Source organism: Rhizobium sp. ZX09, from assembly GCF_017357485.1.
Taxonomy (GTDB): Bacteria; Pseudomonadota; Alphaproteobacteria; order Rhizobiales; family Rhizobiaceae; genus Agrobacterium; species Agrobacterium pusense.
Map to the genome: position 1 here is coordinate 1,304,483 of NZ_CP031364.1, position 18,018 is coordinate 1,322,500.

Annotated in this window: 14 protein-coding genes (1 of these 14 running past the window's edge); 9 read left to right on the top strand and 5 right to left on the bottom strand. The window is 59.1% G+C overall.

Features of this window, described 5'->3' with window-relative positions:
- Positions 1–29: 29 nt before the first annotated feature.
- On the top strand, positions 30–605 hold the full coding sequence (locus tag BTN45_RS20705) for a PRC-barrel domain-containing protein (RefSeq protein ID WP_004437975.1): 576 nt from the start codon (positions 30–32) through the stop codon (positions 603–605).
- Between the two features lie 97 nt (positions 606–702).
- Here BTN45_RS20705 and galE read toward each other — a convergent pair whose 3' ends face one another.
- From galE to BTN45_RS20720, 3 genes are all read right to left on the bottom strand, one after another.
- Positions 703–1,686, bottom strand: coding sequence for a UDP-glucose 4-epimerase GalE (gene galE / locus BTN45_RS20710; RefSeq protein WP_207590818.1), 984 nt, complete (start codon positions 1,684–1,686; stop codon positions 703–705).
- A gap of 171 nt (positions 1,687–1,857) precedes the next feature.
- Positions 1,858–2,295: a hypothetical protein gene (locus tag BTN45_RS20715; RefSeq protein WP_207590819.1), complete on the bottom strand. Its 438-nt coding sequence runs from the start codon at positions 2,293–2,295 to the stop codon at positions 1,858–1,860.
- Between the two features lie 4 nt (positions 2,296–2,299).
- Entirely contained in the window at positions 2,300–2,644 is a 345-nt protein-coding gene (locus tag BTN45_RS20720) for a DUF883 family protein (RefSeq protein ID WP_004437983.1), read from the bottom strand.
- Positions 2,645–2,920: 276 nt separating this feature from the next.
- Between BTN45_RS20720 and nspC the strand changes: the two genes are divergently transcribed.
- Together nspC and BTN45_RS20730 are read left to right on the top strand one after the other, a co-directional pair.
- Positions 2,921–4,018, top strand: coding sequence for a carboxynorspermidine decarboxylase (gene nspC / locus BTN45_RS20725; protein ID WP_004437985.1), 1,098 nt, complete (start codon positions 2,921–2,923; stop codon positions 4,016–4,018).
- 59 nt (positions 4,019–4,077) lie between these two features.
- Positions 4,078–5,316, top strand: coding sequence for a saccharopine dehydrogenase family protein (locus tag BTN45_RS20730; RefSeq protein WP_207590820.1), 1,239 nt, complete (start codon positions 4,078–4,080; stop codon positions 5,314–5,316).
- 292 nt (positions 5,317–5,608) lie between these two features.
- On the opposite strand, the gene BTN45_RS20735 is transcribed toward BTN45_RS20730, so the two are convergent.
- Positions 5,609–7,456: a DEAD/DEAH box helicase gene (locus BTN45_RS20735; RefSeq protein WP_022563496.1), complete on the bottom strand. Its 1,848-nt coding sequence runs from the start codon at positions 7,454–7,456 to the stop codon at positions 5,609–5,611.
- A gap of 390 nt (positions 7,457–7,846) precedes the next feature.
- Here BTN45_RS20735 and BTN45_RS20740 point away from each other — a divergent pair, with 390 nt between their 5' ends.
- The 6 genes from BTN45_RS20740 to clpB all read left to right on the top strand — a co-directional run bounded on the left by BTN45_RS20740 (position 7,847) and on the right by clpB (position 17,709).
- On the top strand, positions 7,847–9,124 hold the full coding sequence (locus BTN45_RS20740) for an aspartate kinase (RefSeq protein ID WP_006698035.1): 1,278 nt from the start codon (positions 7,847–7,849) through the stop codon (positions 9,122–9,124).
- A 174-nt stretch (positions 9,125–9,298) separates the two neighbouring features.
- The gene (ptsP, locus tag BTN45_RS20745; protein ID WP_004437993.1) at positions 9,299–11,566 is read left to right on the top strand and encodes a phosphoenolpyruvate--protein phosphotransferase; all 2,268 of its coding nucleotides are present in this window, start codon (positions 9,299–9,301) and stop codon (positions 11,564–11,566) included.
- A gap of 29 nt (positions 11,567–11,595) precedes the next feature.
- Positions 11,596–12,675, top strand: coding sequence for a peptide chain release factor 1 (gene prfA, locus BTN45_RS20750; protein ID WP_112635504.1), 1,080 nt, complete (start codon positions 11,596–11,598; stop codon positions 12,673–12,675).
- On the top strand, positions 12,672–13,541 hold the full coding sequence (gene prmC / locus BTN45_RS20755; RefSeq protein ID WP_207590821.1) for a peptide chain release factor N(5)-glutamine methyltransferase: 870 nt from the start codon (positions 12,672–12,674) through the stop codon (positions 13,539–13,541). Before prfA ends, prmC begins: the two co-directional genes overlap by 4 nt.
- A 396-nt stretch (positions 13,542–13,937) precedes the next feature.
- Positions 13,938–14,720, top strand: a complete 783-nt coding sequence (locus BTN45_RS20760) for a DUF4167 domain-containing protein (RefSeq protein WP_207590822.1) — start codon at positions 13,938–13,940, stop codon at positions 14,718–14,720.
- 364 nt (positions 14,721–15,084) lie between these two features.
- Positions 15,085–17,709, top strand: coding sequence for an ATP-dependent chaperone ClpB (clpB, locus tag BTN45_RS20765; protein ID WP_207590823.1), 2,625 nt, complete (start codon positions 15,085–15,087; stop codon positions 17,707–17,709).
- 68 nt (positions 17,710–17,777) lie between these two features.
- Here the strand turns inward: clpB and BTN45_RS20770 are convergent, their stop codons facing one another.
- Positions 17,778–18,018, bottom strand: the 3' portion of a protein-coding gene (locus BTN45_RS20770; protein WP_112635509.1) for a M23 family metallopeptidase. 1,706 nt of this gene lie beyond the right edge of the window; the window shows 241 of its 1,947 coding nt (coding positions 1,707–1,947); its start codon lies off the right edge, out of view; it ends in the stop codon at positions 17,778–17,780.

The window sequence follows — 18,018 nt, forward strand, 5'->3', positions numbered from 1 at the left end:
AGTTGAGAACGATGAAAGGAAGGTACGAAATGGCAAAGAAACTTACGATCCTCGTCACCGCCGCCCTCATGGGCACGACGGCTTTCGCGCCGCTTGCCATCGCTCAGGGCACGACGCAGCCCGCGCCGGCAAATCCCAGCGCACAGACTGAACCGGCGACGCCGCCAGCGACGCCCATGGCTCCTGCAGCACCCTCGGCCAATGACAGCGCAGCCACGACCACCGGCGGAGCCTATCTGACGGAGCAGGGCGAAACGCAAATCAGCGCCAATGACTATATCGGCAAGTCTGTCTACACAGCGGCCGATGAGAGCATCGGCAATGTGACGAACCTCATCATGGAACAGGACGGCGGTCTGGTTGCAGCGGTGATCGGTGTTGGCGGCTTCCTGGGTATCGGCGCCAAGGACGTGGCCGTTCCCATGGACAAGGTGACGATGACGCGCAACGCGCAGGACGGCACCATTCGCCTGACGACGACCGAAACCGCGGAAACGCTGAAGGCAGCGCCGGAATTCAAGACGCTGGAGCAGAAGACCAGCGAGCAGAACGCGGCAACCCCGGCGGCACCCGACAGCACCACCACTTCGGCGACAAAGCCGTAAATCCCATACCTGGGAGGCAGGAGCGGGAACAGGCGCCATCCGCCGTCCCGCGGGAGACACCGGCCGTCGGCCGGTGTCTTTTTATCAACTGACTGGTTTATTCACCCGCGTTCCGCGACGAATGCCATGCCCAGGCGGATTTGATGATATCGGAAAGAGAATAGCGCGGTTCCCAGCCCAGAACCTCTTTCGCCTTTTCGTTATTTGCCACCAGTGTTGTCGAATCGCCATCCCGACGCCCGGCATATTCGACGGGGAAGGGCCGACCGGAGACTTCCGAAATCGCTGCCAGCAATTCTTTGACCGTGGTGCCCGTGCCGGTGCCGAGGTTGAGTTCCACGGTTTCCCCGCCCGCCAGCAGATAATCCACTGCACGCACATGGGCGTCGGCGAGATCGAGAATGTGGATGTAGTCGCGCACGCAGGTTCCATCGCGCGTGTCGTAATCCGTGCCGAATACCTTGAAACCCTGACGCCGGCCGAGTGCGGCCTCGATGGCCAGCGGGATCGCGTGGGTTTCCGGTTTGTGCCATTCGCCGATGCGGCCCTCGAAATCAGCTCCTGCGGCATTGAAGTAGCGCAGCATTACCGAGCGTAGCCCCTTATGGGCGCTGTAATCCTTCAGCGCCTGCTCGACCACCCATTTGGTGCGGCCATAGGGGTTGATCGGCGCCTGCCGGTGCGTTTCGTCGATCGGGACCTGTTCCGGCAGACCATAGGTGGCGCAGGTGGAGGAGAATACGAAGGCATTGACACCGGCATCGATGGCGGACGAAAGCAGGTTGAGCGAGCCGATGACGTTGTTGTCATAGAAAGCCACGGGCTGCTTGACCGATTCACCGACCTCGATCAGTGCCGCGAAATGCAGAACCGCCTCCGGCCGGTGTTTGGCGAAGACTTCGTCCAGCCGCGCCCGGTCGCGAATATCGCCCTGTTCGAAAGGCCCCCAGCGGACGAATTCCTCATGCCCGTTGGAGAGATTGTCAAAAACGACGGGTTCATACCCTCTTTCAGAGAGGAGAAGGCACGTGTGCGAACCGATATAGCCGGCACCACCGACGACAAGGACTTTCTTCTTCATCAATTGCCTTTCAAAAAATTACGGATGCGCCGAGACTGTATGTTACTTTGTTTAAATAAGGGCGGCGTGACGCAGTGCGCCATCAACCAATCTATCCTTCGCGGGTAACATAAAAAAAACCGCGCATCCATGGGCCGGATGCGCGGTTGGTGTCGCTGGCGAGCCAAGAAGTTACTTGGTCTTTTTTGTACCTGCTCTCGTGGCGAGAAACCCGGCTGCGACGGCGACGGCAAGTGTCGCATAGGGGCGCGCCTGTATCGCCAGTGAAAGCAACGACTCAAGAGCAAGCGGCGCCGCCGTCAGCGGCGCTGCGGCGGCGAGTGGCGTGACCGGCCTCGTTGCATAGACCCTTGGACGCTTCAGGATGGCGAGTGCCACAAGCATGATGACTCCAAGCAGAAACGCGGATCCGGCGACGACCAGGGCTGCAGGGCCTGCGCCGACGTGTCGGGCAAGGTAAATCGATCCGGCTACAACGGCCGCCACGAAGGCTATCAGGAAAAATATTCCCGCCAGCACCGATAACATGATCACAGAGCGCAGTCGTCTCGTGACGACACGCCCTTCACGCTGGGTCTCCCCCAGATAGACCAGCAATGCCTCAAGCATGAGCTTATCGACGTGTCAGGAGGGCAAGAACGAAACCGACGCCGACCGCAATGCCGAGCGACTGGAGCGGGTTTCGCTGGACCTGGTCCGTCAGATTGTCATTCAGCGTTGAAATCTCGTTGCGCACGGTATCCGCCATGTCGCTCGATGCGGAGATGGCATCGTCCGCAACACGCGCGGCCTGAGCTTTCAGCTCATGCGAAGCACCGACGCCAAGCGCCTTCACGCTCTTGGCAAGATTTGCCAGATCTTCGCGAAGCTGGGCGAGCTGCGCAGCCACATCGGCTGCATCACCGCTTTCGAGGGATTGCTGGATCTTGTCATTAACGCTGCTACGCACGCTTGCCATGAGTGAAGTCCTTCTTGAACATCGTTGATGAAGATGGCGACATGTCCATGACTGACGCCGCTGACTTTCATTACGGCGGCAGAAATTACCCGCCTGCCCGTGATTGAAACGCAGCGACACCGACTTGGTTCCGCAACGTCATGTGTTTTCTTCGTCCCGCTCGACGCGCCTCATTTTTAAGGAATTAGTCCCCGGACATTTGTTTTCCTGTAACAAGCATCATATAAGGCCCATCATCCAAGACCGACCTTGACTTCAATCAATATGTGAAACGAGATGCTGCAGACGCCATATTACCTCATCGACAAGACAAAACTTCTTCGCAATATGGAGAAGATTGCCTATGTGCGGGAAAAATCCGGTGCCAAGGCGCTGTTAGCGTTGAAATGCTTCGCCACCTGGTCGGTGTTCGACTTCATGTCGCAATATATGGATGGCACCACTTCCTCCTCGCTTTATGAAGTCCGTCTTGGCCGCGAGAAATTCGGCGGTGAAACCCATGCCTATTCCGTTGCCTATGCCGATTATGAGATCGACGAGGTGATTGCGAATGCCGACAAGATCATCTTCAATTCCATTGGCCAGCTGGAGCGCTTTGCCGACAAGGCGTCCGGCATCACGCGCGGTCTGCGCCTCAATCCGCAGGTCAGTTCATCGAGCTTCGATCTTGCCGATCCCGCACGTCCGTTCAGCCGCCTTGGCGAATGGGATGTCGCAAAGGTCGACAAGGTCATGGATCGCATTTCCGGTTTCATGATCCACAATAACTGCGAAAACAGCGATTTTGCCCTGTTCGACCGCATGCTGACGCAGATCGAGGAAAAATTCGGATCGCTGCTGTCGCGTGCCGAATGGGTCAGCCTCGGCGGCGGCATTCATTTCACTGGCGACGATTACCCGCTCGACCAGTTCTGCGACCGTCTGCGTGCCTTCTCAGAAAAATACGGTGTGCAGGTGTATCTTGAGCCGGGCGAAGCCTCGATCACGAAGAGCACGACGCTCGAAGTGACGGTTCTCGACACGCTGTTCAACGGCAAGAACCTCGCTATCGTCGACAGCTCCATCGAAGCGCACATGCTCGATCTTCTGATCTATCGTGAGAGCGCCAAGGTATCGCCGAACGAGGGCGAACATCCCTATATGGTTTGCGGCAAGTCCTGCCTCGCCGGCGATATTTTCGGCGATTTCCGCTTCGACAAGGAGCTGAAAGTGGGTGACCGCATCTCCTTTCAGGACGCAGCCGGTTACACCATGGTCAAGAAAAACTGGTTCAACGGCGTGAAGATGCCGACGATCGCCATCAAGGAACTCGACGGCTCGGTTCGCGCCGTCCGTGAATTCGACTTTGCCGATTTCGAGCAAAGCCTGTCTTAAACCCTGTTTCAACATCCAACGAAGCTCATCCCTGCGGGGAAAAGGAGGCATCACCTGAAATGAAGAAGAACGTTCTGATCATCGGCGCCGGTGGCGTAGCACAGGTCGTGGCGCATAAATGCGCCCAGAACAGCGATGTATTGGGAGACATTCATATTGCGTCACGGACTTTGGAAAAGTGCCGCAAGATTGTCGAGTCCGTACGCGAAAAGAAGAGCCTCAAGACAGATGTGAAACTTGAGGCCCATGCGCTTGACGCGATGGATATCGAGGAGACGAAAGCCTTGATCAACAAGACCGGCGTACAGATCGTCATCAATGTCGGTTCGGCTTTCGTCAACATGTCCGTTCTTCGTGCCTGCATGGACACGGGTGTTGCCTATATGGATACGGCGATCCACGAGGATCCCACCAAGATCTGCGAGACGCCGCCGTGGTATGGAAACTACGAGTGGAAGCGTGCTGAAGAATGCAAGGAGAAGGGCATTACTGCCATTCTCGGTGTCGGTTTTGACCCGGGCGTCGTCAACGCCTATGCGCGTCTTGCCAAGGATGAGTATTTCGACAAGGTCACCTCGGTCGATATCGTCGACATCAATGCCGGCAGCCATGGCCGCTGGTTCTCCACTAACTTCGATCCGGAAATCAACTTCCGTGAGTTCACCGGGGTCGTCTATTCCTGGCAGAATGGCCAGTGGCAGACGAACCAGATGTTCGAAGTCGGCCAGGAATTCGATCTGCCTGTCGTCGGCAAGCAGAAGGCCTATATGACCGGCCATGACGAAGTGCATTCGCTGTCCAAGAACATGGACGGCGCCGATGTCCGCTTCTGGATGGGGTTCGGCGATCACTATATCAATGTCTTCACCGTGCTGAAGAACCTCGGGCTGCTGTCCGAAAAGCCGGTCAAGACGGCTGAAGGTCTGGAAGTCGTGCCGCTGAAGGTGGTCAAGGCCGTGCTGCCCGATCCGTCTTCGCTGGCGCCCGATTATGTCGGCAAGACCTGCATTGGCGATATCGTCAAGGGTATCAAGGACGGCAAGGAACGCGAAGTCTTCATCTACAACGTGGCTGACCATAAGGAAGCCTATGAAGAAGTCGGCTCGCAGGGCATTTCCTACACAGCTGGCGTTCCGCCGGTTGCTGCCGCCATGTTGATAGCGACGGGCGAATGGGATGTGAAGCAGATGGCAAACGTTGAAGAACTGCCACCGAAGCCGTTCCTGAACCTTCTGAACAAGATCGGTCTTCCGAACCGCATCAAGGACGAAAACGGCGACCGCGCGCTGGAGTTCTGATTGCCGGTGTTGTGATTGCGTTAAATAGAAAGCCCCGCGAAAGCGGGGCTTTTTGCTGAATCTGTCGACCTGAATCGATTGCAAAGTTTTCGCATCCCCACTCCGTCACCCCGGACTTGATCCGGGGTCTAGCGCGATCAAGTCTTTGATCGCAAAAGGGTCTTCTCACGACGCAGACGCGTCGTGGCTGGATGCCGGATCAGGTCCGGCATGGCGGAGGAGGTCGTCGACCGGCTTGGGTCCCACAAAAAGGGACCCATTTTCTTGCAAGAGCTAAAAACGAAGGGCGTCCTCAGCCCTTTGTCGGCTTTGGCCCACGCTTTTCGAATGGCTTGTCCTTCTTGCCCTCATATTTCGGCTTGTCGCCAAAGGGCTTTTTCTTTTTCCAGGGCTTGTCTTCGCCCTTGCGATCATCGCGGGGGGCGCTCGCGTTGTCGGACTTGCTGAACTTACGCTGGGCCTTGGCCGGCCGCGTGTCTTCGCGGAAGCCGCCGGTCATCTCGGGTTTGCCCTCAAGCGCCTTGAGGCGAATGCCCTTTTCGAGCGTCATGTCCTTGCCGATGGCGGAGGTGAAGCGGTCGACGGCGTCGGCTGCCAGTTCCACGAAGGTTTCAGTCTGTTGCATGCGGATCGCGCCGATATCCTGGCGGGTGATCTTGCCGAAACGGCAGAGCATCGGAATAAGCCAGCGCGGTTCCGCGCTCTGCTTGCGACCGACAGACAGGGAGAACCAGGCACTGTCGGAGAAATCGGACCTATCGCGGCGCGGAGCGTTGTTTTCGGGTGTTTCGAAACTGTCGCGGCGCGGCTTGCGGGTGTTATCAAGCGCGACTTCAAAAATGTCTTCCGGTGCCGAACGTCCCGCATGATAAAGGCGCACGAAGGCCGCCGCGACTTTTTCCGCGCCATGCTGTTCCAGCAGCTTGGTCACGAAATCGCGTTCGTCATCCGCCACTGCTTCGCTCAGCGTAGGATCGGCCAGAAGCCGGGCGCCGTCGCGCTCGACGATCTCTTCAACGGAGGGTGGGTGTACCCATGCGGCACTGACCTTGGCGCCTTCGAGCAGGCGCTCGGCCTTGCGGCGCTGGCTGACCGGCACCACGATGGCGCTGACGCCCTTCTGACCGGCGCGGCCGGTGCGGCCCGAGCGGTGCAGAAGCGTTTCGGAATTGGTCGGCAGGTCGGCATGGATGACGAGTTCGAGGCCGGGCAGGTCGATGCCGCGGGCGGCAACGTCTGTCGCCACGCAAACGCGGGCGCGGCCGTCACGCATGGCCTGCAGGGCATGTGTGCGCTCGTTCTGCGTCAGTTCGCCGGAGAGAGCCACGACGGAGAAGCCACGATTGTTCAGGCGGGCCGTCAGGTGGTTCACCGCGGCGCGGGTGGAGCAGAACACGATGGCGTTGCGGGCTTCGTAAAAGCGCAGCGCATTGATGATGGCGTTCTCGCGATCGGAAGGCGAAACCAGAAGCGCGCGATATTCAATATCCACATGCTGCTTCTGTTCGGAAGCGGTGGCGATGCGCACGGCGTTCTTCTGGTAGCTTTCGGCCAGCTTGGCGATGCTGCGCGGCACGGTGGCCGAGAACATCAGCGTGCGGCGATCTTCGGGCGATTCCTCCAGAATGAATTCCAGATCTTCACGGAAGCCGAGGTCGAGCATTTCGTCGGCTTCGTCGAGCACGACAGCGCGGATCGATGAGAGATCGAGTGCATTGCGCTTGATGTGGTCGCAGAGACGGCCGGGCGTGCCGACGACGATATGAGCACCGCGCTCCAGCGCCCGGCGCTCATTGCGGATATCCATGCCGCCGACGCAGGAGGCGATGGAGACACCGGCAAATTCGTAAAGCCATTCCAGCTCGCGCTTGACCTGCATGGCCAGTTCGCGTGTGGGGGCGATGGCAAGCGCCAGAGGGGCAGCGGCCTGGCCGAAACGGGTGTTGTCACGCAGCAGCGTGGTCGCAAGCGCGATGCCGAAGGCAACGGTCTTGCCGGAACCGGTCTGCGCGGAAACCAGCGCGTCCTTGTCGGCAAGTTCCGGCGCAAGCATGGCCTGCTGCACGGGGGTCAAATCTTTGTAGCCGCGTTTTTCCAACGCCTGCGCGATCGCCGGGGCGATACCCTGGGTGTCTGTCATCTACCGTCTTTCGGATATGAAGCTGCCCGCATCCGCCCGAAACCAATAGATCCTAAAGTCTCCGGGGCAGCCGATACAGGCCATTTCGGCCATCTGGCCGGTTGCATTGCCGCGCTCATACTGCGAATGGGCCGATTTGTACAGTGCACCGCGGTACGCTCTTTTGCGGGTGCTTTATCCCGCCGGCGCGTCAGTGCGCCATTGTTGCATGTTCAGGCTCCCGAAAAAGGCGTACCGCATGGTTCATAAACGGCATTGCGTGGCCCCCGCCTTTTCGCTAAGAGACCCGCAACTTGAGGCTCTTTGTCAGGAAGAGCCGACTGGGTTTGTTCTTGTCCGTCCGTCTTTTGAAAGAGCCGGCGGGAAAATGGGATGGTACTGGTCAAGGCTATGGCTCGCATTGTCATGAAATTCGGCGGCACGTCCGTCGCGAACCTCGAACGCATTCACAATGTCGCCCGGCATGTGAAACGCGAAGTGGATGCCGGCCATGAAGTGGCCGTGGTCGTTTCCGCCATGTCCGGTAAAACCAACGAACTGGTTGACTGGGTGCAGAACGCAGCAAAGATTACGGGGAGCAATGCCGCCTCCTTTTATGATGCGCGCGAATATGACGCGGTTGTTGCATCCGGCGAGCAGGTGACGTCAGGTCTTCTGGCGATCACGCTGCAATCCATGGGCATCAATGCGCGCTCCTGGCAGGGCTGGCAGATCCCGATCCGCACCGATAATGCGCATGGCGCCGCCCGCATTCTCGAGATTGACGGCTCGGATATCGTGAAACGCATGGGCGAGGGCCAGGTTGCCGTTGTTGCCGGTTTCCAGGGCATCGGTCCCGATAACCGCATTGCAACGCTTGGCCGCGGCGGCTCCGACACCTCGGCCGTTGCCATTGCCGCTGCCGTGAAGGCGGATCGTTGCGACATCTATACGGATGTCGATGGCGTCTACACGACCGATCCGCGCATCGAGCCCAAGGCTCGCCGCATGAAAAAGATCGCCTTCGAGGAAATGCTCGAAATGGCGTCGCTCGGTGCCAAGGTCCTGCAGGTCCGCTCGGTCGAGCTTGCCATGGTACACAAGGTGCGCACCTTCGTTCGCTCCAGTTTCGAGGATCCCGATGCGCCGGGCATGGGCGACCTCATCAACCCGCCCGGTACTTTGATTTGTGACGAGGATGAAATCGTGGAACAGGAAGTCGTAACCGGCATCGCCTATGCCAAGGATGAAGCACAGATCTCGCTGCGCCGCGTGGCCGACCGTCCGGGCGTCTCCGCCGCGATCTTCGGGCCTCTGGCGGAAGCGCACATCAATGTCGACATGATCGTGCAGAACATTTCCGAAGACGGTTCGCGCACCGACATGACCTTTACCGTTCCTTCGGGCGACGTTGCCAAGGCGCTTAAGGTTCTCGATGACAACAAGGCCCAGATCGGCTTCGACGTTGCACAGAACGAAACCGGCCTCGCCAAGGTTTCGGTCATCGGCATTGGCATGCGCAGCCACGCGGGCGTTGCCGCCAGCGCATTCAAGGCACTGGCCGAGAAGAACATCAACATCAAGGCGATCACCACGTCCGAGATCAAGATTTCGATCCTGATCGATGGCGCCTATGCCGAACTTGCGGTTCGCACTTTGCATTCTGCTTACGGCCTCGATAAGAGCTAAGCCGAGACATCGGTTCCCGATGCTCCGATTCTTCGGAGTTGCGTTCTTCCGATGTGGCGTTTCATGAAAGCGTGTCCCTTGCGGGACGCGCTTCTCGCGCTATAAATTTTTAAATGACGTTTTGATTCCCGAATATTATGACATTCGGATCGGAAGCGTCGGGGAGCAAACGCGATGAGAGACCTTTCCGCAGGTCCGCGCGTCCTGCTCAAGCGGCTGCGCGAAATGATGGCGGAGCACCTTGAACCGCAGGACCGCCTTGACCAGATCGTCCGTCAGATCGCCGGCAACATGGTGGCGGAGGTTTGCTCGGTCTATGTGCTGCGTTCCGACAGCGTGCTTGAGCTTTATGCGACGGAAGGTCTCAACAAGGATGCCGTGCATCTTGCCCAGCTGAAAATGGGGCAGGGTCTTGTCGGCACCATTGCCGCTTCCGCCCAGCCGCTCAATCTTTCCGATGCGCAGGCGCATCCCGCATTCCGCTATCTTCCTGAAACCGGTGAGGAAATTTATCATTCCTTCCTCGGCGTGCCAATTTTGCGCTCCGGTCGCACTCTTGGCGTTCTTGTGGTCCAGAACAAGGCCAGCCGAACATACCGGGAGGATGAAATTGAAGCGCTCGAGACAACCGCGATGCTTATCGCTGAAATAGTGGCGAGCGGCGAGTTGAAGAAGATCACACGCCCCGGTGTCGAGCTGGACCTGACGCGTGCCGTCTCCATCGACGGCGACGCCTATGGCGAAGGCATCGGTCTTGGCCATGTGGTGCTGCACGATCCGCGCATTGTCGTTACCAACCTGCTGAACGAAGATGCGGACACGGAAATCCGTCGCCTTGCCGATGCTATCGGCTCGCTGCGGCTCTCCATCGATGACATGCTGCAGCGCCGTGACGTACCGACCGAAGGCGAACACCGCGAGGTTCTCGAAACCTACCGCATGTTCGCCCACGATCAGGGCTGGGTGCGACGCATGGAAGAAGCGATCCGCAACGGCCTGACGGCGGAAGCGGCTGTGGAGAAGGTGCAGAGCGATACCAAGGCGCGCATGATGCGTCTCACCGATCCTTATCTGCGCGAACGCATGCATGATTTCGACGATCTCGCCAACCGGCTGCTTCGGCAGCTCATCGGTTTTGGCGGTCGTGGTCCGGAGCAGGATTTCCCGCTCGATGCCATCGTGCTGGCCCGCGCCATGGGGGCGGCCGAACTCCTGGATTATCCGCGCGAAAAACTGCGTGGTCTGGTGCTGGAAGATGGCGCGGTGACCAGCCATGTCGTCATCGTTGCCCGCGCCATGGGCATTCCGGTTATCGGGCAGGCGACAGGCATTGTAGCGCTTGCCGAAAACAACGATCCCATCATCATCGATGGCGATGACGGCCAGGTGCATTTGCGTCCGATGTCGGATCTGCAACGCGCCTACGAGGAAAAAGTGCGTCTGCGTGCCCGCCGGCAGGAGCAGTTCCGCGCACTTCGCAATGTCGAACCGATCACCAAGGATGGCCAGAAGGTCAACCTCAAGATGAATGCTGGTCTTTTGGTGGATCTGCCGCAGCTGGATGAATCGGGTGCCGATGGCATTGGACTGTTCCGCACCGAGCTGCAATTCATGATCGCTTCCAACATGCCGAAGGGCGAGGAGCAGGAGGCCTTCTACCGCTCCGTTCTGCGGCAGGCCAAGGGCAAGAGCGTCACCTTCCGCACGCTGGATATTGGCGGCGACAAGGTCGTTTCATATATGCGCGGCCAGGAGGAGGAAAATCCGGCGCTCGGCTGGCGGGCGATCCGCCTGTCGCTCGACCGGCCGGGGCTGATGCGCACGCAGATGCGCGCGCTTCTGCGTGCCGCTTCCGGTGCAGAACTGCGCATGATGTTGCCGATGGTGACGGAGGTATCCGAAATCCGCGCTGCACGCGACCTGCTGCAGAAGGAAGTACAGCATCTTTCGAAATTCAGCCATGCGCTGCCAAAAAAGCTGCAGTTCGGCGCCATGCTGGAGGTGCCGGCGCTGATGTGGCAGCTCGATGAGCTGATGCAGGAGGTGGATTTCGTCTCCGTGGGTTCGAATGATCTCTTCCAGTTCTCGATGGCTGTGGATCGCGGCAACGCCCGTGTTTCGGATCGCTTCGACAATCTCGGCAAGCCGTTCCTGCGCATGCTTCGCGATATCGTGCGGGCGGGCGAAAGGCATCAGACTTCGGTTACGCTGTGCGGTGAAATGGCGAGCAAGCCACTTTCGGCCATGGCTCTTATCGGGCTTGGATTCCGTTCGATTTCCATGTCGCCGACGGCGATCGGCCCCGTGAAGGCCATGCTGCTCGGGCTCGATGCCGCAAGTCTTGCCGAAGAGTTGAACGCGGCGCTGGATGATCATAATTCGCTGGAAAGCGCGCGCGAGGTGTTGTTACGCTTTGCGGCGACGCATTCCATTCCCATTTAAAAAGAACTGTTTCATAATTGGAGTGACTGGTGGCGAAGCTTCCCGTCGAAAAAATGCGCGAGTTGGAAAGACGTTTCGGCGAGATCGAAGCGCGTATGTCGGCCGGGCCTGCTGCGGATGTCTATGTGAAGCTCGCTTCGGAATATTCCGAGCTCGAGCCGGTGGTGAAGAAAATTCGCGAATACGAGAAGGCGATCTCTGAGGCCGCCGATCTCGAAGCGCTGCTTGCCGACAAGACGACCGACAAGGATATGCGCGAACTGGCGGAAATGGAGCTTCCGGAGATCGAGAGCCGTATCGAAGAGCTCGAAAAGGACATGCAGGTCCTGCTGCTGCCGAAGGATGCTGCGGACGAAAAAAGTGCGATCCTCGAAATACGCGCCGGGACCGGCGGTTCCGAGGCGGCACTATTTGCCGGCGATCTGTTCCGCATGTATGAGCGCTTTGCTGCTTCCAAGGGCTGGAAGGTGGAAGTGCTCTCCGCAAGCGAGGGTGACGCCGGCGGTTACAAGGAAATCATCGCCACCATCAGTGGGCGAGGGGTGTTCTCCAAGCTGAAATTCGAGTCCGGCGTTCACCGGGTCCAGCGCGTGCCGGAAACGGAAGCGAGCGGCCGCATCCACACGTCTGCGGCCACCGTCGCGGTGCTGCCGGAAGCGGAAGAAATCGATATCGAAATCCGCCCGGAAGACATCCGCATCGATACGATGCGTGCGTCGGGCGCCGGCGGCCAGCACGTCAACACCACCGATTCCGCCGTTCGCATCACCCATTTGCCGACAGGGCTGATCGTGACGAGCTCGGAGAAATCGCAGCATCAGAACCGTGCCAAGGCCATGCAGGTTCTTCGTTCACGACTTTACGATATCGAGCGCCAGAAGGTGGACAGTGAACGTTCGGCCGACCGCAAGAGCCAGGTGGGCTCCGGCGACCGCTCCGAGCGCATCCGCACCTATAATTTCCCGCAGGGCCGTGTCACCGATCACCGTATCAATCTCACGCTCTACAAGCTGGACCGGATGATCGAAGGCGAGATTGATGAGCTCGTGGATGCGCTGATCGCCGATTATCAGGCGGGGCAGCTGGCGCAACTCGGCGAGCAGCATTGAGCGCGCCGGCCGGGGCCACTGTCGCAAGTGAACTTGCCGCGGCCCGCAAGCGGCTGCAGGCGGCGGGGATCGCCGATCCACTTCTCGATGCGCGTCTCCTGATTGCCGAAGTCGTCGGTTTTTCATTGACCGACTTCGTGATGAAGCCGGACCGGTCGCTCACGACCGAGGAGCAAGCCCGAATTGATGCGATGGTTGAAAGACGCGCCGCCGGCGAGCCTGTTCACCGCATCCTGGGCCATCGGGAGTTTCATGGCCTGGATCTTCTTTTGTCGAGGGAAACGCTCGAGCCGCGCCCTGATACGGAGGTTCTGGTAGACACGCTGCTGCCTGCCTTGAAGGCTGCCGTTTCAGCCAGGGGCAGCGCGCATATTCTCGATCTGGGCACAGGCACGGGGGCAATCTGTCTCGCGCTTTTGAAGGAATGCCCGGAGGCCACCGGTGTCGGCAGCGATATCTCTGCCGACGCGCTGGAGACAGCCTCGAGAAACGCATTCCGAAATGATCTCGGCGGTCGTTTCGAACCCGTGCAAAGCGACTGGTTCGAAAAAATCTATGGCCGCTTTGACATAATTGTGTCGAATCCGCCTTATATAAGAAGCGATATCGTCGCAACGCTTGACCGAGAGGTTCGTCATCATGATCCTCTGGCGGCGCTGGATGGAGGTCAGGACGGCCTTGCACCGTACCGCCTCATCGCTGCCGATGCAGGCCGCTTTCTTGTGGAAAACGGGATTGTCGGTGTGGAGATCGGTTTCGATCAAAGGCTTGATGTTTCCGCTATATTTGCTTCCCACGGCTTCTCTCTTCTGGACGCCGTGAAGGATTATGGCGGTAACGACAGAGTTTTGACCTTCCGGAGATAGTTGTTCGCGATATGTCTGCGGATTTTTTGCAAGGATATTTTGCACAGCAAAAGAAAAGGCTTGGATTTCCGCAGGAAGCGGGATAGTTTGCGGCCACATGCCGGGTGGCTGAGGACGAACACAGATTCGTCAGGGTATGGGTCAGTCCCGAAGCGGGTTCTTTAAAGAGCCCTGAAAGGCTGGGCGTTTCCGGCATGTGAATCAGTAAACTTTGTTCGCAGGCGGCTCGGTGCAGCATTTGCGCAGCCGGTCGTCATACGCGAGGTCTTGCCCTGGGGTTATCTTCGGCAAGGCGCGTGATGGAGCAATTTCAGGAAAAATTTCCAGCGGTTTTCCGCCCGGAATTGCATGAAAACAACCAGATTGTCAGCAAAACAGAATTCAGGTGAGCAATTGATGAGGCCAGGACAGCAAAACAAGCGCGGCCGGGGGCGTGGAAACAACAACAATAATAATGGTGGCGGTAACAACAACTTCAACCGCAAGGGCGGCAACCCGCTCACCAGGACTTATGACAGTTCCGGCCCCGATGTTAAAATCCGTGGCACAGCCCAGCACATAGCGGAAAAATACGCGGCTCTGGCGCGCGACGCGCAGAGTTCCGGCGACCGCGTGATCGCTGAGAACTATCTGCAGCACGCTGAACATTATAACCGCATCATCGCTTCGGCTCAGGCCCAGATGCAGGAACGCTTCCAGCGCGACGACCGCGGCGAGTATAACGCCGCCGATGCCGACGAGATGGATCTGAACGATGGTGACGAAGGCGCCATTGCACCGCAGCATCAGGCCGAACAGGCCGAGCGCGCGCAGCAGCCCGAACGCCAGGAGCGCGCCGAACGGAACGAGCAGCGCCAGGAGCGCCGTGAACGTCCCGACCGCCGTGAGCGGCAGGAGCGTCAGCCACGCCAGCAGGTGAGCGCAGACCAGCAGCCTCCGGTTTATGACGCCAGTCAGGCGCCGCAGCCCGTCATCGAGGGTACGCCGATGGAGGTGGCCGTCGAAGAGGAACAGCAGCAGGCGGAAGCTCCAGCCGAACGCGCACCGAAGGCGCGCCGGGCGGCCGGTCCGCGCCAGCGCCGTCCGCGTCGCACTGCGGCTGCCGAAGGTGCCGAAGGTGAAGATGCAGGAGCCGGTGAAGATGCCGCTCCCGCCACGCTTGAAAACGCCGCGGAATAAACAGCGCAGGCAGACATGCCCCAGGACTGAAAAACTCCGGCTCGCCGGAGTTTTTTATTTTGGCGCGCCAAATTCCATGACCGCGCGCGCCAGCACGGCTAGCAGGGTGAAGCTGACGCCCGTCAACTTCCCGGGAAAATTTCTCGACGGCCGGATTTCTTCCCCTTTAAACCGATGAAAATGCCTCCCATATTCGAGCAGGATGGAAGGTTGCCGACACTGCTGGCGACCGACCATCGAGAGGCGGCGATCGTGAAATCCTTAAACACGGCTGTCGTAGCGGGGCTTGCCTTTTGAGGGAGCCTCAACCCTAACACCCGGAGCCGTGCCGAAAGCGGGCGGGCCGGTCTATGGAGGTTCGACTATGAATATTGAAAAATACTCCGAGCGCGTTCGCGGTTTTTTACAATCGGCGCAGACCTTTGCGCTTGCCGAAAACCATCAGCAGTTTTCGCCCGAACATGTTCTCAAGGTGCTGCTCGATGACGAGCAGGGCATGGCGGCATCACTGATCGAGCGGGCTGGCGGCGACGCGAAAGAAGCGCGTCTTGCCAATGATGCCGCGCTGGCAAAATTACCGAAGGTATCCGGTGGCAATGGCGGCCTCTCGCTGACCGCTCCCCTTGCAAAGGTGTTTTCCACCGCCGAAGACCTGGCCAAAAAGGCTGGCGACAGTTTCGTCACCGTCGAGCGTCTTCTGCAGGCGCTTGCGATTGAAAGCTCTGCTTCCACTCAGGCTTCTCTGAAGAAGGCCGGCGTGACGGCGCAGGCGCTCAATCAGGTCATCAATGATATCCGCAAGGGCCGCACGGCTGACAGCGCCAATGCCGAACAGGGCTTTGACGCGCTGAAGAAGTTCGCGCGCGATCTTACGGAAGAGGCCCGCGAAGGCAAGCTGGATCCTGTTATTGGCCGCGACGATGAAATTCGCCGTACCATTCAGGTGCTGTCTCGCCGTACCAAGAACAATCCCGTGCTGATCGGTGAACCCGGCGTCGGTAAGACGGCGATTGCCGAAGGCCTCGCCCTGCGCATCGTCAATGGCGATGTGCCCGAAAGCCTCAAAGACAAGAAGCTGATGGCGCTCGATATGGGCGCGCTGATCGCAGGTGCGAAATATCGCGGTGAGTTCGAAGAGCGCCTGAAGGCTGTCCTCAATGAGGTGCAGTCTGAAAATGGCGGCATCATCCTCTTCATCGACGAAATGCATACGCTGGTCGGCGCCGGTAAGGCGGATGGGGCGATGGATGCCTCCAATCTGCTGAAGCCCGCGCTTGCCCGCGGTGAGCTGCACTGCGTTGGCGCCACCACGCTCGACGAATATCGCAAGCATGTGGAGAAGGATCCGGCCCTCGCCCGCCGTTTCCAGCCCGTGCTGGTGGATGAACCGACCGTTGAGGACACGATCTCGATCCTGCGCGGGTTGAAGGAAAAATACGAACAGCACCACAAGGTCCGTATCTCGGATTCGGCCCTGGTTGCGGCTGCGACGCTTTCCAATCGCTATATCACCGACCGTTTCCTGCCGGATAAGGCAATCGACCTTATGGACGAGGCCGCCTCGCGTCTTCGTATGCAGGTGGATTCCAAGCCGGAAGAACTGGATGAACTGGATCGCCGCATCATCCAGCTCAAGATCGAGCGCGAAGCCCTGAAGCAGGAGACGGACCAGTCTTCTGTCGACCGGCTCAAGAAGCTTGAGGATGAACTGGCGGATACGGAAGAGAAGGCCGATGCGCTGACGGCCCGCTGGCAGGCGGAAAAGCAGAAGCTCGGCCACGCCGCCGATCTTAAGAAGCGGCTGGACGAAGCCCGCAACGAACTGGCGATCGCCCAGCGCAACGGGCAGTTCCAGCGCGCGGGTGAATTGACCTACGGCATCATTCCGGGGATCGAAAAGGAACTGGCTGCAGCGGAAGCGCGGGACAACAGCGGCGCCGGCTCGATGGTTCAAGAAGTGGTGACGGCGGACAACATCGCGCATGTCGTTTCCCGCTGGACCGGCATTCCGGTTGACAAGATGCTGGAAGGCCAGCGCGAAAAGCTGTTGCGCATGGAAGACGAACTTGCCAAGTCCGTTGTCGGGCAGGGTGAGGCCGTTCAGGCTGTGTCCAAGGCGGTTCGCCGTTCGCGTGCCGGCCTGCAGGATCCCAACCGGCCGATCGGTTCGTTCATCTTCCTCGGCCCGACGGGCGTGGGCAAGACCGAGCTGACCAAGTCGCTGGCCCGCTTCCTGTTCGACGACGAAACCGCGATGGTTCGCCTCGACATGTCGGAATATATGGAGAAACACTCCGTTGCCCGGCTCATCGGTGCGCCTCCCGGCTATGTCGGTTACGAGGAGGGCGGGGCGCTCACGGAAGCGGTTCGCCGCCGGCCTTATCAGGTCGTGCTGTTCGACGAGATCGAAAAAGCGCATCCGGATGTCTTCAACGTCCTGCTGCAGGTGCTGGATGATGGCCGCCTGACGGATGGCCAGGGCCGCACCGTCGATTTCAAGAACACCATCATCATCATGACCTCTAACCTCGGTTCGGAATTCATGACGCAGATGGGTGACAATGACGACGTGGATTCGGTTCGCGAACTGGTGATGGAGCGTGTCCGGTCGCATTTCCGGCCGGAGTTCCTCAATCGTATCGATGATATCATCCTCTTCCATCGCCTGCGGCGGGACGAGATGGGTGCCATCGTGGAAATCCAGTTGAAGCGGCTCGTTTCGCTGCTGGGAGATCGCAAGATTTCGCTCGAACTGGATGAGGATGCCCGTAACTGGCTTGCCAACAAAGGCTACGATCCCGCCTATGGCGCGCGTCCGCTGAAGCGGGTGATCCAGAAGGCGGTTCAGGACAGGCTTGCGGAAATGATCCTTGGCGGGGAAATTCCCGATGGTTCGCGGGTCAAGGTGACCTCTGGAACCGACCGGCTGCTGTTCAAGGTCAAGCCGCCAAAAGCCGACGCCGACACTGAGGCCGCCGACGCTGCATAAAAAAAGGGCTCCGGAAACGGGGCCCTTTTCCTATAAGCGGACTCTGTTGATCTGAAATCCCCTGCCGATCAGCGGCTTGCCACCTGATTGGACTTTTCTTCGATATTCAACAGATTGTCGATGCGTTTTCTCTCGTCGGAGAAACGCGCCAGCGCCTCGCCGGAAAGCGACTTGCCGCCCGGCAGACGCACCTTCATCGCGTCCACCTTGGTGCCGTTGACGATCAGCTCGTAGTGCAGATGCGCGCCGGTCGAAAGACCGGTCGACCCCACATAGCCGATGACCTGACCCTGCCGGACCTTTGCCCCC